Here is a 14,149-nt window from a genome sequence, read left to right on the forward strand (position 1 = left end):
CCTCAGAAATCACCCTTATCTTCATTTATGAAGCCGGATATTTCTCACATTCCAACTGTCTCAGTTTTCGCTTCCGCGTCCTGCAAGCTTGAGAAAATCCTCCTCAGACAGAATCGGTATCTCAAGTTCTCTGGCCTTTTTATTTTTGGACGAATTGGACTGCACATCGTTATTGATGAGATAATTCGTCTTTTTTGTTACAGAGCCGGTCACCTTACCTCCCAAAGATTCGATCAGCTCTTTGGCCTCACTACGATTTCCGAAATGTACCAGGCTTCCTGTGATCACGAAGTTCATTCCTGCAAAAATCTGCTCCTGCTTCGGTCCCTCTTCCTGAATATGAAGAAAGCTCATCAGATGATCCAGTCGCCGGTTATTCTCTTCATTTTTAAAATACTCCACAAGATTCCCGGCGATCACTGGCCCGATAGTATCAATATCGCTGACCTCTTCCAGATCTGCATGGCGGAGCTTCTCCAGGTCGTTGTCAAAATGACGACAGATCACCTTCGCATTGGCAATACCGATGTTGGCAATGCCAAGGCTGTAGATCACCCGTGGAAGCGTAGTCTCTTTCGTCTTCTCCAGGCTGTCGATCAGATTGTCATAGGATTTCTGGCCAAAGCCCTCCATCTCCACGATCTCATCCTTATATCTGCTGATCTCAAAAATATCGCCAAAATCATGGATAAAACCTCTTGCGATAAATTTCTCCAGTGTAGCCTCAGAAAGTCCGTCGATATTCATGGCATCCCTGCTTGTAAACAGTGCAAAAGATTTGATCTTTTTCGCCGGGCAGTCCGGGTTCGGGCAGAAAAGGCTCTCCACCTCATTCTCCTTACGGATCACGGTATCCTGGCCACACGCCGGGCAGGTCGGTGGAATCGGTGCATTTCCGCTTCCAGTAAGATTCTCCGCGATCTGCGGAATGATCATATTCGCTTTGTAAACACGGATCGTATCTCCAATTCCAAGCTTCAGCTCTTTCATGATGCTGATGTTATGAACGCTGGCTCTGCTGACCGTGGTACCCTCCAGCTCCACAGGTTCAAAGATCGCCACCGGATTGATAAGGCCTGTTCTTGACGGACTCCACTCGATCTCCAGAAGCTTCGTGTCACGCATCTCGTCCGCCCATTTAAATGCCATGGCATTGCGTGGAAACTTCGCTGTGGTTCCCAGGGATTCCCCATAGGAAATATTGTCATACAGGGCAACCAGTCCGTCCGATGGAAAATCATTCTTCGTAACTGCTTCCGCAAAATAATCCATCGCCGCATCCAGGGTTTCTCCTGTGACCTTACGGTACTCCACAACCTCGAAGCCCTGTCCGGCCAACCACTTGAACTGTTCTTCTCTGGAATTCTTAAAATCCACTCTGTCTGCACTTACCAGAGAAAAGGCATAAAAACGCACATTTCTCTTCGCAGTGATCTCGTTATTCAGCTGGCGGACTGAACCGCTGCAGAGGTTCCTTGGATTTTTATATCTGGCATCCGCATCTCCGATCTGTTCATTGATCCGCTCAAAATCAGAATAGGTGATAATCGCCTCTCCTCGGAGTACCAGCCTTCCCTTAAAAGAAATCTTCAAAGGAATGTTCTTGAATACTCTGGCATTGTTGGTGATCACCTCGCCTACGATACCGTTTCCTCTGGTGACAGCCTTGATAAGCTCTCCATTCTCATAGGTCAGTACTATGGTAAGTCCGTCCATCTTCCAGGAAAGAAGGGTCGGATGATCTCCGATAAATTCCCGCAGTGCTTCTCTCTCCTTCGTCTTATCCAGAGAAAGCATCGGTCGCTCATGCTCCTCCTTGGGAAGCTGATCAACTGCTTCGTATCCTACATTAACGGTGGGACTGTCTGCCAGAACCACCCCTGTTTCTTTCTCCAGAGCTTCCAGCTGGTCGTACAGAGCGTCGTACTCCACGTTTGGCATGATCTCCCTGTCTTCCTGATAATACGCCTTTGATGCTTCCCGGAGCCTTGCCCCCAGTTCTTTCATTTCTTTGATGGTTTCTTCGTTCATGCCTTCCTCCTGTTTCTCTTTTTGGTTTTTCGGAGGAAAGCAGTTCCTCCAGTTTCGCACGTTCCCGCGGCGTAATCTCCCGGTATTTGCCTTCTTCAATACCGTCGATCATCAGATTCATGATCCGTACTCTCTTCAGTGTTACGACCCGGTAGCCGAAATATTCACACATCCGGCGGATCTGCCGGTTCAGGCCCTGGGTAAGAATAATAGAAAAACCGTTCTTTCCTGTTTTTGTCACCTTACAGGTGCGGGTCACGGTGTCCAGGATCGGCACTCCGCCACTCATGCCTTTTATGAATTCCGGTGTGACCGGTTTGTTGACTGTCACCTGATATTCCTTCTCATGAAAATTCCCGGCTTTCATGATACGGTTCACAAGGCTTCCCTCATTCGTAAGAAGCAAAAGCCCCTGAGATTCCTTATCAAGACGGCCTATGGGATATATCCGCACCGGATAGTTCAGATATTCGGTCACGGTCATCTCCTCTCGCTGCTGCTTCGTACTGCAGACAATCCCTCTTGGTTTGTTAAAGAGGAGGAGGATCCTTCTTCCCTGTATGGTTATAGGCTTTCCGTCGATACAGATCCTGGCTCCCGGCGATACCTTCGTACCGGCCGGAACTGCCTCTCCGTCAACAGTGATACGCCCCTCTTCTGTCAGTCTGTCTGCCTCTCTTCTGGAGCAGACGCCTGCGTCACTTAAATATTTATTGATTCTGATTTTTTCGTCCATTGTTCTATTATATATTCTTTCACTGGTGTTCGCAACGCTTATTTTCCTTGTATTTTTAATACAGGTATTGTATGATTAACAGGAACAGACCAATCATCAGGAGGAAAAAATATGCAAGGCCGTAATTCACACATTCACCGGCTTCTGATCTTTATTTCGATTTTTTTGTGCCTGCTCTGTGGCATTCTTTTTACCCAGTCATCCGCCGGTCCTTCCGGAAACAGCAAGCTTTCCGTTACTATCAGAGATACTGCGGTCGTTCCGGAAGCAACCCCGGTTCCGACTGTTTCTGATACGGCAGCTTCTTCGGACTCCGACATAATACCTGCCACGTCGACTCCGACTCCCACACCCGAAACGCAGAAAGCTTCCCCGGAAGCTGAGAATGGTGTATGGACAGCCAATGGCTCTGACTGGCTTTTTATGGTAGATGGCACTGCCTACACAGGCTGGCTTACCGATACAGATGGCAAACGCTACTATTTTAATAAGAACGGAATCATGCAGCGAGAATGGCTGAAGCTGAAACGCAAAACCTATTATCTGGACGAGGATGGAATTCTTCAGACAGGTACTTTCACTGCAGATGGGAAGAAATATAAGACTGCCGACGATGGCTCTATTCAAAAATAGCCCCCCGTTGGTGCAGCTGCCCTGCACTGTCAGTGCGATTACAAAAAACATAATTGTAAAAAAAATGCAGGCTCCATATCGGAACCTGCATTTCCTATTTACCCTTATTATTTATTCCAGCAGACCACTGTATATATATCCGGTCTGTCCATCATAATCAACCTGTATCCAGTCGCCTTCCTGCCCCTTCTTCTCAACTTCCGTTCCCGCAGAAAAACCACCGATAATCTCACCCTCTGAATCTGCTGAAGCACGAACATTACAGTCCTCTGTGACTGTCATCATTGTTCCTGACTCTGCGGAAGCACTGGCATCATCACCAAGCCCCTGCAGAAACTCTGCCAGAGAGGAATCATTTTTCTGAGCCGCATCATAATCAGCCTTTACTTTCGTGATAAGATCCTGTACATCCTTCTCAGATTCTAATTTCTTAACATAAGCACTGATATCTGTATCCGCATCAGCGCCTCCCTTGATCTTCAGGCTTCCGTCACTGTCTGTCTCAACATAAAACTGGCTCAGTGCCGGAACCGGAGTTTCAATACCTGTACAGATATAATTAAAGACGACATAAACGACATACGAGCCGTCCGTCATTCCTTTCTTCGCGTAAACATCCTGTACCTCATATCCGTCAATATAATCCCTTGAATTAACCTGTGACTCGTCGGCCGGTGTAAATCCGTCCTCGATCGTCTTAAGTGTTGCAATGTCTTTTTCCCCAAAAGCTTTATAATAGCTTTGAATCAGCTCGGTTACTTCCGTGCTGGCTTTTTCCATGGTTGTCTCCGCATCAGCTTCTGCTGCGGGACTGGCGTCTTTCTTCTCGTCTGTCTCCCCATCATTTGCCGGAGAAGAAGGATCATTTTCCTGGTTACTTTTGGCTGTTGTCTGATCTTCATTGGAATTCCCCTTCTTACCTCCAACACAGGCGCGCACGCCAAAGATCAGAACAAGCACGATTAACAGAATTGCTCCGCCTAACATAAAATAGCGAAGGTTATCTGATAACCATTCTCTGAAATCATCCAAGTTCTTGTCCTCCTTATCATAACAACACACCGGAACAGCTCCACTGTCCCGGGTAGCACACCTGAAGGGAATCGAACCCCCGCACATGGTACCGGAAACCACTGCTCTATCCACTGAGCTACAGGTGCATAATGAAAAACATAACTCGCAAATCGGATATGAAATTATCAAAGTAGGCTTACACTGTCTTTGATTCTAACACAAAAACAAAAAATTGTAAAGATTTTTTTAAACAGTGTACATTCATCACACATTTCGAGCATTTTCGCCATATTTGTCAACCATATTTTTCCAAAAAATCTGTCTGTATCAGACAGAGGAGTGAAGTTTCATCACCCCTCATACCTGTATACAACATATTTTTCGGTCTGCGCCACAGGCACACATCCTGCCTCGCGAAGATAATCGTGGCAGTTCTGCTCCAGCTGAACCACAAGATACTCTGTTTTCGTCTTTTTCAGAGATGATTTGAATTTCTTCATATCTGTATCTGTCATCTGGTAGCTGACCACATCCATGATCACCTTCTGTATCTGATAATCCTTCTTTTTTTCGTAGTTTCCCACCACTGTGCTTCCTGCCCTGTACAGACGATAATTCCGGTTCAGAACCAGGATCAGGGAAGGATCATACTGTCTTGCCACCATATTCATATCATCGCCGAAAACGATCCGTGGCTGTTCATTTTTGCTGTCTTTGTGTATCACATCACAGATGGAGCGCAGCTCATCCGGAACTTTGTAGATATTCTCTGCAACGGCAAAATCCTTTGCAATGCCAGGAATGGGAGTTCCGGTAGCCACGATCACCCCTCCCAGAATGACAGCAAGGAGGACTTTTGCCCATTTTGCCCGGATAAGTCCCACTAGACGCACCGCGTAATACGCAACACCCGGTATCACCGGAAGGATCCATATGAACCGATAATATTCATTTTCAAAATTCGCCTTTGGCACAACATATTTCACAAGGAACGGATTGTATACCGTAAGTGCCAGAAAGACGGTATAAAACAGAAAGACCCAGGCCTCTTTTTTCTTGTGGCAGAAAATATTCCACAGGATCCCCAGCAGAAAAAATACCGGCAATATACAGCCACTCCAGTAATTTTCCATGCAGACCTTCACAAAATTAAGGCCAAGCTCTTCGATCGTTACTCCTGCCATTTTCTATTCTCCTATTTGTAGCATTTTTGCAGCATTCCGGGCAGGCACCATTTCCGGTTCTGTCCGCCGTTTCCCGAAATGCTGTATATTTCTTCGCTGCATGCAGTATTTACGATGCCGGAAACACCAGCCATCCCAACTTCGACGAAAAATAAACCGCCGCATAGAGAAATCCCGACACCATACAAAGTGCATAAGGGATCGCCCAGGAAAGTTTTCTCCGGAAAAGCATTACCGGAAGTACTGCTGCACTGACTGCCACCGGATAAATAATGGATGATCCGGAAAAAGTCAGCGCACTGACGGAAGCCAGCACAAGAAACACCCAGGTATTTCGAGACTTTTCATCCATCCACAGGCAGACCGCCGCATAAAATGCAGCCGGGATCGCTACATTGGCAAGCAAGGCTTTTCCTTCATAGCATCGGGTAAGCTGGAAGGTTCCTGATGTATAAAGGGAATAGGAAAACAGCTGCAGCAGGCATACAAAGACCACAAAAAGGTCTGCCTTCTTCACATCTTCCCTGAAAAGCTTTTTTCCAAGCTGGTAAAAAAGCAGATTGATCATCAGAACATTCACAACTGCCATCACGATCTTGGACTGTACGATCGGATGAATTCCAAGGAGACAGCACCATACCGCATTGTTCATCGGATATGCTGACAGGTCATATCGGATATTAAAATTCTTCTGAAGCACTCCAGTAAGGGGATTATACCTGGCCAGCGTGTCCGTATATACAGATGTGCTCACCTCACCAACGTAATGTGCCGCATCTGCTGTATTATCCTGATATGCTGCCACCAGCAGACATTGCAGAAGAACTACTGCTGCCACAAGCAGAAGCATCCAGGAATGAGCCTTAAGCACATTCCCCCATTCTCTCAACTGATGAAACCATTGTCTGTGCAAAAACAGGCAGCCCGCAAAAACTGTCGAAACCATAACCGCTGCCCAGAACCACGCAAAATGTGTGAGGCTTATCCATTTCAGAGTCATAGGCACAGCAATCAGCTCAAATACCGAAAAATACAGAAGATATCCCATAAAAAGTGCCATGGATGTCTCTGCCTTCATCCGAAGAAGTCGCATCAGAAGGCTTCCTGCACAGAAAAACACAAGAAGCTCCAGGATGATACCTGCCGGAATCAGCATCAGTTCTCGCATCCTTTACACCTTCTCTCCGTTTTCCTTAGCCAGGATTCCCATAGCAACCTTTTCCGGAGTGATCGGAAGCTCACGGACACGGACTCCTGTTGCATTATAAACTGCGTTGGCAATCGCCGGGCACGGAGTATCGATCACAAGCTCGCCGATGGATTTCGCACCAAACGGTCCGCTCTTCTCATAGCTGCTCTCAAACTCGATCCGGACGCTTGGAAGATCCATACGGTTCGGAATCTTGTACTGCATGAACGAATTGTTCCGTATCTTACCTTTATCTGTGTACTTCACATCCTCATAAAGAGCCATTCCGATTCCCTGTCCGATACCGCCCTCTGCCTGTACCCTGGCAAGATTCGGGTTGATCGGAGTTCCGCAGTCGATCACACCAACATAATCGATCACATCGACCTGTCCTGTCTCCTTATCAATCTCAACCTCAGCAGCACCTGCCATAAACGGCGGCGGGGAGATCGGAGAAGAAAATTCCTTTGTCACCTGAAGCTCACTGCTGATACCACAGGTGCTCTTTCCTGCGATCTGTCTCAGGGTAACCTCCTTACCGTCTTCTGTGCGAACGATGGTTCCGTCAAAATCGGTATCCTCCAAAGCTACCCCCAGCATATCCGCACCGAAAGCATGAATTCGTTTTCTCAGCTCTGTGCAGGCCTGGATCACTGCATTTCCTGTAGCATAGGTAGTTGAAGAAGCATAGGAGCCGGAATCATATGGTGAAATATCTGTATCCACACTGAATACAACGATGTTTTTCATGTCGGTATCCAGACAGTCTGCCGCCATCTGTGCAAGGATCGTGTCGCAGCCGGTTCCCATATCTGAGCATCCAAGTGCTAGTGTATAGGAGCCATCCTCGTTGAGCTTGATATCCGCACCACCTACATCGATTCCCGCAATGGATGAGCCCTGCATGGCCATGGCGATTCCTACACCACGGACCTTGCCGTTACCCATATCACGGAACGGGTATTTCTCATCCCAGCCAATCATTTCTTTTGCACGGGCCACGCATTTGTCCATGGTACAGCTTCCGTTGATCGGAACATCCGGATATCCAGGAAGGGCTTCTCCCTCCATCGGCATGTTCATCTCCCGGAATTTCACCGGATCGATACCCATCTTGTGCGCCAGCTCATCTGCCGCAGACTCCACTGCAAAAATACCCTGGGTCGCACCATAGCCACGGTACGCACCGGCTGCCTGCATATTCGTATAGACCACATCATAGGCAAACCGGTAAGCCTCGGTATGTCTGTAGAGTGCAATGGACTTATGTCCGGAAAGTCCGACGGTTGTCGGGCCATGCTCCCCGTAGGCTCCTGTGTTGGAAAGCGTATAAAGATCGATTGCTTTTACGATACCGTTTTCGTCGGCACCCATGCGGATACGGACTTCCATCTCATGACGCGGTGAGGATGCGATCATGGACTCTTTTCTTGAAAAAATGATCTTGGACGGCCGTCCTGTGACCCAGGTCACAAGTGCCGGATAAACCTCGCTGACAGAAGACTGCTTCGCTCCGAAGCCACCGCCAATTCGAGGCTTGATCACGCGGATCTTAGAGGACGGGATATCCAGTGCATTTCCTACGATTCGTCTGACATGGAACGGAATCTGTGTGGAAGAAACCACGGTCAGTCTCTGAAAATGATCCATATAGCAATATGTCCGGAACGTCTCCATCATAGTCTGCTGGTTGGCCTTCGTATGATAGACCTGATCTACGGTATAAGCGCATTTTTCCAGCATGGCATCCACGTCCCCCACCTCTTCTACATTGGAAGAACACAGATTACGCTTATTATCGCCGCCTGCTGGGATCGGCATATACCAGTCCTCCTCCGGATGAACCAGGATAGGATTATCTTTGGCTGTATGAATGTCAAGCACCGGCTCCTCCACACGGTACTTTACCTTGATGCGTTTCAGGGCCTTGTCAACAGCTTCTTCTGTCTCACCGGCTACAATGGCAACCGTATCTCCTACAAAACGCACATGCTTATCAATGATATAACGATCCCACGGGCTGATTTCCGGCGCTGTCTGACCTGCCAGGGTAAAACGCTTATGGGAAACATCATCATATGTAAGAACACAGGCGATTCCTTCTATTTTTTTTGCCGCGTCGGTCTTGATTTCTTCCACCCAGGCGTTGGCATACGGGCTTCGAAGAAGCTTCACAATAAGACAGTCTGAAGGCGCAAGATCATCGGTGTAGACCGGTTTTCCGGTTACCAGTGACATGGCATCTGTTTTTGGTACCGGTTTATTTACGTATTTCATTCTCCTTCCTCCTGTCTTTTTTTGTAGTCGAGAAATTTCAGGATACTTCTTGTCTGTCCCACAAACCCGGAGCAGCGGCACAGGTTTCCGGAAAGATATTCCCGAATCTCATCCTCTGTAGGATCCTCAAGCTCACGGAGCATGGCAAAAACATTCATGATAAAGCCAGGATTGCAAAAACCACACTGCTCTGCTCCCTCATTAGCCATAAACTGGCCGAATTCTTTTGCTTCCTCCTGCATGCCTTCCAGTGTGACGATCTTTTTACCATCTGCACGTGCAGCCAGCATGGAGCAGGAAAGAACCGGACGGTCATCCATCAGAACCGTGCAAAGTCCACAGTTCGCTGTTTCACAGCCACGTTTCACGCTGTAGCAGCTGTTTTTGCGGAGAAAATCCAGAAGCAGCTCGGAAGCATCTACCTCTGCCTGTTTTTTTCTTCCGTTTAACCAGAACGTGATGTTCATCAATCTCTACCTCCAATCTCTTCCCATGCTCTTCTTGTAAGAACTTTTACAAGGAGGGTTCTGTATTCTTTTGAGGCACGCATATTTTTATCGGTAGCAACATGCTCTGCTGCATATTCGGCAAAAGCCTTCGCTGCCTCTTTTTTCTCCTGCGGATCCTTCTTTGCAAAATCTGCGAGAATGCCTTCTGTATCCTCTGCAACAACGGCTCTGGCCGGTCTTGCACCGATCACGGTTCTCGGCACTCCGTCAATAAGCGAAGCTGCACAGGTCAGCACCGGAAAATCTGTGGAGTTATTCCGCTGACTTAAGTACACTGTATTCAGAGGAGCCTTTTTCACAATGATATTTACAAGGATATCATTGTCACGCTCCATCTGTGCAAATTCTGTAAGCGGGATCCTTCCTCTGTCATAAAGCTCTACCCAGGTATCCATGGCAAGGAACATAGTGAGCACATCCGAAAATCCGAAACGCCCGAAAATACTTCCGCCCACTGTGGCGCAGTTGCGGAACTGCACGCCTACGATATGACGGACACTCTCACGGATCGCACCATTGGTATATTCATTGAGCGATTTATGAGTCTCCAGCGTGTGAAGCGGGGTCATACATCCGATCACAAACTCTTCTTCTGTTTCTGTGATCGTATCCAGTCCCAGCCCGGAAAGGTCTATAGCTGTGACAATATTGCGATTGCCCATTTTCAGCCAGACCATGCCGCCCAGAATAATGGCTGTTTTTTTCTGATTCAGCTCATAGGCCTGGGTAAGACTCTCTGCCTTTACATAATTTTTTATCTTGAGCATATTTTTTCCCTTCTGAAAAATATTATCATTATTTATCCAAGTGTTAATTTTAGCAGACCCGTATAAAAATATCCACTGCTATTTCCATTTTACGCCTGTTTGATCATACAGTACTGCTTCAGATCAAAGCCTTTCTTCTGCACAATACCGTATAACTTAAATCCGAATTTTTCATACATGGATACATTCACCGGATTGTGAGTTTCCAGTGAGATCATCAGCTTATTCCGGTCTGCATAGTCAATGACCTCATCCATCAGCTTCTCGGCCAGTCCGTGATGCTGCATCTGCGGCACCACAGCCAGATAGATCACATGAAGTCTCTCTGCTGTGTGCAGCTGGGAAGTCCAACTGGAATTGAGATAGTCTTTTCCCTGAATGAATTTCCACAAGGTGGAAAGGCTTGGATCCTCCTTGATCAGATACCCATCGGTTTTCAGCAGTGCAAAAAAATCTACCATCAGATTGTGCAGTGCTGCCTCGTGCTCCGTTCCGTCTGACACTACAAGAACACTGTTCAGCTCACTGCTGTCTGCATAGATCTCGCAGGTCTCAAAAAACTCCGTAAGATCACAGGTGAAAAGCTCGGGCATCAGTCTCTCACGGGTATCCTTATCCGGGATCAGCGCATGATACAGAGGATCCTCCGCAAAGCATACGGTCAGTATCCGGATCAGCTTCTCCAGGTCTTCTTCTTTCACTCGGTATAAATTATGGCTTTCCATTTTTTCCTCCAGGCTCCCGGCGCACTCCGGGATGCTGTTATTTTTTTATTCTTCCTCGAACATCCGGATCGTCTCGCGGATCATATCGTTAAGCTTGTCTGCCGCACGGATCAGATATTCGATATCATCTATGTAGTAATTCTTCTGACGTTCCCAGGCTTCCTTCAGCTGTCTGCGCTCTGTCTCAAGGCTGTCCCCGGGCTGTTTTTCCCTGAGGCTTTTTACGATGTCATACAGATTCTCGTGGTGTAGGATCCTGCCTTTTCCCCACATCAGACGCTCCGGTGACTGCTTCATGATATATTCTGTAAAATGATAAAAAACCTCTCGCTCGAACTGGAACGCATAACAGTTGTTATCTATGCTGTAAAAAGCCTCCAGAGCCGGTGCAATCTCACCTTTTTCAAGGAAGCTCATCGCCTCATCCAGTGCATACAAATTATTCTGCACTGCCTGCTGCGGAAAGATCACATTGTCCTCCCAGTCCAGGCGCACCAGGTAATCCTGGGATTTTTTGAATACGGCAAGAAGCTTCTTTGTGATGGCATCGGATTTTTTCCAGTTCTGGTCAGCAACCGGCTGGCTGTTCCACTGACGGATCTTTTCAAAAAGCTGTGCTGCTACTTTTTTTGCCTGCTCAGTCTTTGAAAGAAGGAGTGCTCCGTTGGCACCGGTACGCATACACAGCTTCATATCAAGGCTCTCAATGCTTCCTGCAAGCACACGGCCGAAATCCAGGGGCGGCAGTGTAAGAGAATCAACCGCCATAAGAAGGCGCAGATAAAATTCATGATGAAATTTATAAACCGCTTCCTCATAAACATCCTGATTGTCATACTGGGAATGATAATAGTTCTCCATAAACGGCCCGCCGCTGAAATCATTGACCATGGAGGGGATTCCGGAAATGGACATGGTAAAATCATCCGACCATGTCTCAATAGGATAAAGTGTGGTCATTCCGTCCGGATAGATTCCCTCCGGCATTAAAACCGTATCCACAAATTTCTGGACAAAATCCGCATACTCATAGGTACAGCGCACAGCGTCCCTGGTACTGTGTGCATGTGCCGGAAGCTCAAAATTAAAGTCCGCGATCACATGCCCCGGCCAGTCTGGTCTTGCCTCAAACACCTGCCGGTAAGCACCTGTGGACCAGTCATATTTCGTATCGGAAATTCCCCATTCCTCTGCTGCGAGGGCACATACTACAATGGTGTGATATGGCCGGTAGCCGCCACGGATCAGTGCCCGTGCGATCCCGATGATCATTGCCACTGCTGCATTGTCATCCTGAAAGCCCTCAAAATACGAGTCATAATGTGCACTTAAGAGGATCATGGAATCCGAACAGCTACCTGGAATCTTTCCTATAATATTATAAGTATACTGATCTTTCTTCACCTGCGTTTCCGCATCAAACTCCACCGTGATCTCCGGCAGCGTTCTCCCGCCCTCCTGTTTCGCTTTCATGAGCTTTTGTATTTTGAGGAAATCTGCTCTTGACATGGAAAAAGCAGGAGCCTCTGGCGGACCTGCAATATCCTGTGCATTCAATGCCGTATCATCGATCTGGGCATACCCTCTGCTCTGGACAGCGATCAGGGCTGCTGCACCTTTCAGATGTGCCTGGTATACTGGATAATTGATCCACCACTCTTCCCGCTGATTGATCTCCACAAGCACCAGCTTGCCCTTCACATCTACGTTGCGGTACTCATCCGCAGTTCCTTTTCCCAGATAAACAAGCTCAAATTTCTCAAAGCCCTCCGTCTGAAAATCTGTCTGGTATGCTCCCAGCTGAATCTCCCTGATACTGCCGTCTGCGTCCGGATAGCGCATGACCGCCTTATGGAATTCCCAGGCATCTACTGTGATGCGGTCTTTTTCCACCTGGGTAAGGCCGGCTTTCTTCATTTCCTCACAGAGCATATCTCCGGTCTTTCTCTCTGCCAGAGAGCCTGCTGTACGGTAACCCAGGACCGGATTGGTCTTCTCCTGTTCCATCCGCCTGGCCAGATCATAGGACTCTTCAACGTCTAGGCATGAAACACATTTCTCCACGATGTTCAAATCTTCCGTCACCCTTTCTCTGCTCGTTTCATTTATTATGAATTATACCTTATCATAGTCGAGATTTCCAGACAAAATAATAAATCAGCGCAATCTGTTCCGGTGTCTGACACCTGTAACAAATTGCGCTATCTCTCATGCTGATTATTCTATATGTTTAACCGGAATACCGTAATGCTTCGATCGGTTTCTTGGATGCTGCCTTATTTGCCGGGTAGAGTCCGAAAATGACACCGATCAGTGCGGAGAATCCTACAGAAACCCACACCACCTTCATATCCATGGCAAAGCTCATGGAATCTTTCATGACGATTCCTGCCACCTTAAGGATCACCCAGGCCAGACCAATCCCCGCCACGCAGCCCATCAGGCTTACCAGAAGTGCTTCCATAAGAAACTGCAGCATAATGGTTCCCCACTTCGCGCCGATAGCCTTTCGGATTCCGATCTCTCTCGTTCGCTCCGTAACCGAAACCAGCATGATATTCATGATCCCGATTCCTCCTACCAAAAGAGAGATTGCCGCAATCCCGCCGATCATCAGTGACATGGTATTCGTCACATTGGACATAGCCTCCATGATCTCCGACTGATCCACAACGGAAAAAGCATCCTCATCCTGTCCAAAACGTTCCAGAAGAAGCTCTGTCAGTGCATTCTTCGCCGGCTCCAAGCTCTTCTCATCTGTGGCATCTGCCCGTCCCAGAAGCTCTGTAGCCGTATCTTTCGTGATCACCACAACATAGGAATTGTTATCTGTATCTGTTTTTTTCAGGAAACGTCCACTGTACAGCTCCAGTCCCTGAATATCCATATAGCCTCCCGTAGTTCCTATCAGTGTTATGGTGCCGCTGGAATTACTTGTTTTTGCAGTAACGCTGGTCCAGGAAACAGGCGCTACCTCGTCCACCTCATCTGGCACTGAAAAATCCGACAGCTCATTCAGACGAAGCGGATTTTCCTTATCATCCGAGATCGTCACAGTAAGGTAGCTGGAGCCCATCCGTGATC

General features: G+C 47.6%; 10 protein-coding genes, 1 tRNA gene and 2 pseudogenes. 1 reads left to right on the forward strand and 12 read right to left on the reverse strand.

Annotated features, from left to right (window positions below; genetic code table 11):
- Positions 1-60 precede the first annotated feature (60 nt).
- The gene (gene ligA / locus WMO28_RS00210) at positions 61-2,031 is read right to left on the reverse strand and encodes an NAD-dependent DNA ligase LigA (RefSeq protein ID WP_178641285.1); all 1,971 of its coding nucleotides are present in this window, start codon (positions 2,029-2,031) and stop codon (positions 61-63) included.
- Between the two features lie 82 nt (positions 2,032-2,113).
- Positions 2,114-2,767 (reverse strand): annotated as a pseudogene (locus WMO28_RS00215) (pseudouridine synthase); the annotation flags it as partial.
- A gap of 111 nt (positions 2,768-2,878) precedes the next feature.
- Between WMO28_RS00215 and WMO28_RS00220 the strand changes: the two are divergent.
- The gene (locus WMO28_RS00220; protein WP_349055717.1) at positions 2,879-3,400 is read left to right on the forward strand and encodes an N-acetylmuramoyl-L-alanine amidase family protein; all 522 of its coding nucleotides are present in this window, start codon (positions 2,879-2,881) and stop codon (positions 3,398-3,400) included.
- A gap of 111 nt (positions 3,401-3,511) precedes the next feature.
- Here the strand turns inward: WMO28_RS00220 and WMO28_RS00225 are convergent, their stop codons facing one another.
- The 10 genes and pseudogenes from WMO28_RS00225 to WMO28_RS00270 form a co-directional block, all read right to left on the reverse strand.
- On the reverse strand, positions 3,512-4,432 hold the full coding sequence (locus tag WMO28_RS00225; RefSeq protein ID WP_349055718.1) for an SH3 domain-containing protein: 921 nt from the start codon (positions 4,430-4,432) through the stop codon (positions 3,512-3,514).
- 56 nt (positions 4,433-4,488) lie between these two features.
- Positions 4,489-4,560 (reverse strand) — tRNA-Arg (locus WMO28_RS00230).
- Between the two features lie 204 nt (positions 4,561-4,764).
- Positions 4,765-5,598, reverse strand: coding sequence for a hypothetical protein (locus WMO28_RS00235; protein ID WP_349055719.1), 834 nt, complete (start codon positions 5,596-5,598; stop codon positions 4,765-4,767).
- Between the two features lie 109 nt (positions 5,599-5,707).
- Entirely contained in the window at positions 5,708-6,766 is a 1,059-nt protein-coding gene (locus tag WMO28_RS00240; RefSeq protein ID WP_349055720.1) for a DUF6077 domain-containing protein, read from the reverse strand.
- A gap of 3 nt (positions 6,767-6,769) precedes the next feature.
- Positions 6,770-9,064, reverse strand: a complete 2,295-nt coding sequence (locus WMO28_RS00245) for a xanthine dehydrogenase family protein molybdopterin-binding subunit (RefSeq protein WP_349055721.1) — start codon at positions 9,062-9,064, stop codon at positions 6,770-6,772.
- A complete protein-coding gene (locus WMO28_RS00250; RefSeq protein ID WP_349055722.1) occupies positions 9,061-9,531 on the reverse strand; it encodes a (2Fe-2S)-binding protein in 471 nt (156 codons plus the stop codon). The genes WMO28_RS00245 and WMO28_RS00250 overlap by 4 nt, the downstream gene beginning before the upstream one ends.
- Positions 9,531-10,340 (reverse strand): FAD binding domain-containing protein, encoded by an 810-nt coding sequence (locus tag WMO28_RS00255; protein WP_349055723.1) that lies wholly within the window; start codon positions 10,338-10,340, stop codon positions 9,531-9,533. Before WMO28_RS00255 ends, WMO28_RS00250 begins: the two co-directional genes overlap by 1 nt.
- An 89-nt stretch (positions 10,341-10,429) precedes the next feature.
- Complete coding sequence (locus tag WMO28_RS00260) at positions 10,430-11,065, reverse strand: GNAT family N-acetyltransferase (RefSeq protein ID WP_349055724.1); 636 nt, start codon at positions 11,063-11,065, stop codon at positions 10,430-10,432.
- Between the two features lie 45 nt (positions 11,066-11,110).
- Positions 11,111-13,072, reverse strand: coding sequence for a M28 family peptidase (locus tag WMO28_RS00265; RefSeq protein WP_435375649.1), 1,962 nt, complete (start codon positions 13,070-13,072; stop codon positions 11,111-11,113).
- A 223-nt stretch (positions 13,073-13,295) separates the two neighbouring features.
- Positions 13,296-14,147: pseudogene (locus WMO28_RS00270) on the reverse strand (ABC transporter permease); the annotation flags it as partial.
- Between the last annotated feature and the right edge of the window lie 2 nt (positions 14,148-14,149).

The sequence above is a fragment of the Blautia aquisgranensis genome (assembly GCF_040096615.1).
Lineage (GTDB): Bacteria > Bacillota > Clostridia > Lachnospirales > Lachnospiraceae > Blautia_A > Blautia_A aquisgranensis.

Bases quoted from the DNA above. Each gene is read 5' to 3' on its own strand.
- WMO28_RS00250 (WP_349055722.1), bottom strand. From the start codon at position 9,531: ATGAACATCACGTTCTGGTTAAACGGAAGAAAAAAACAGGCAGAGGTA.
- WMO28_RS00265 (WP_435375649.1), bottom strand. From the start codon at position 13,072: ATGGAACAGGAGAAGACCAATCCGGTCCTGGGTTACCGTACAGCAGGC.
- ligA (WP_178641285.1), bottom strand. From the start codon at position 2,031: ATGAACGAAGAAACCATCAAAGAAATGAAAGAACTGGGGGCAAGGCTC.
- WMO28_RS00260 (WP_349055724.1), bottom strand. From the start codon at position 11,065: ATGGAAAGCCATAATTTATACCGAGTGAAAGAAGAAGACCTGGAGAAG.
- WMO28_RS00255 (WP_349055723.1), bottom strand. From the start codon at position 10,340: ATGCTCAAGATAAAAAATTATGTAAAGGCAGAGAGTCTTACCCAGGCC.
- WMO28_RS00220 (WP_349055717.1), top strand. From the start codon at position 2,879: ATGCAAGGCCGTAATTCACACATTCACCGGCTTCTGATCTTTATTTCG.
- WMO28_RS00235 (WP_349055719.1), bottom strand. From the start codon at position 5,598: ATGGCAGGAGTAACGATCGAAGAGCTTGGCCTTAATTTTGTGAAGGTC.
- WMO28_RS00240 (WP_349055720.1), bottom strand. From the start codon at position 6,766: ATGCGAGAACTGATGCTGATTCCGGCAGGTATCATCCTGGAGCTTCTT.
- WMO28_RS00245 (WP_349055721.1), bottom strand. From the start codon at position 9,064: ATGAAATACGTAAATAAACCGGTACCAAAAACAGATGCCATGTCACTG.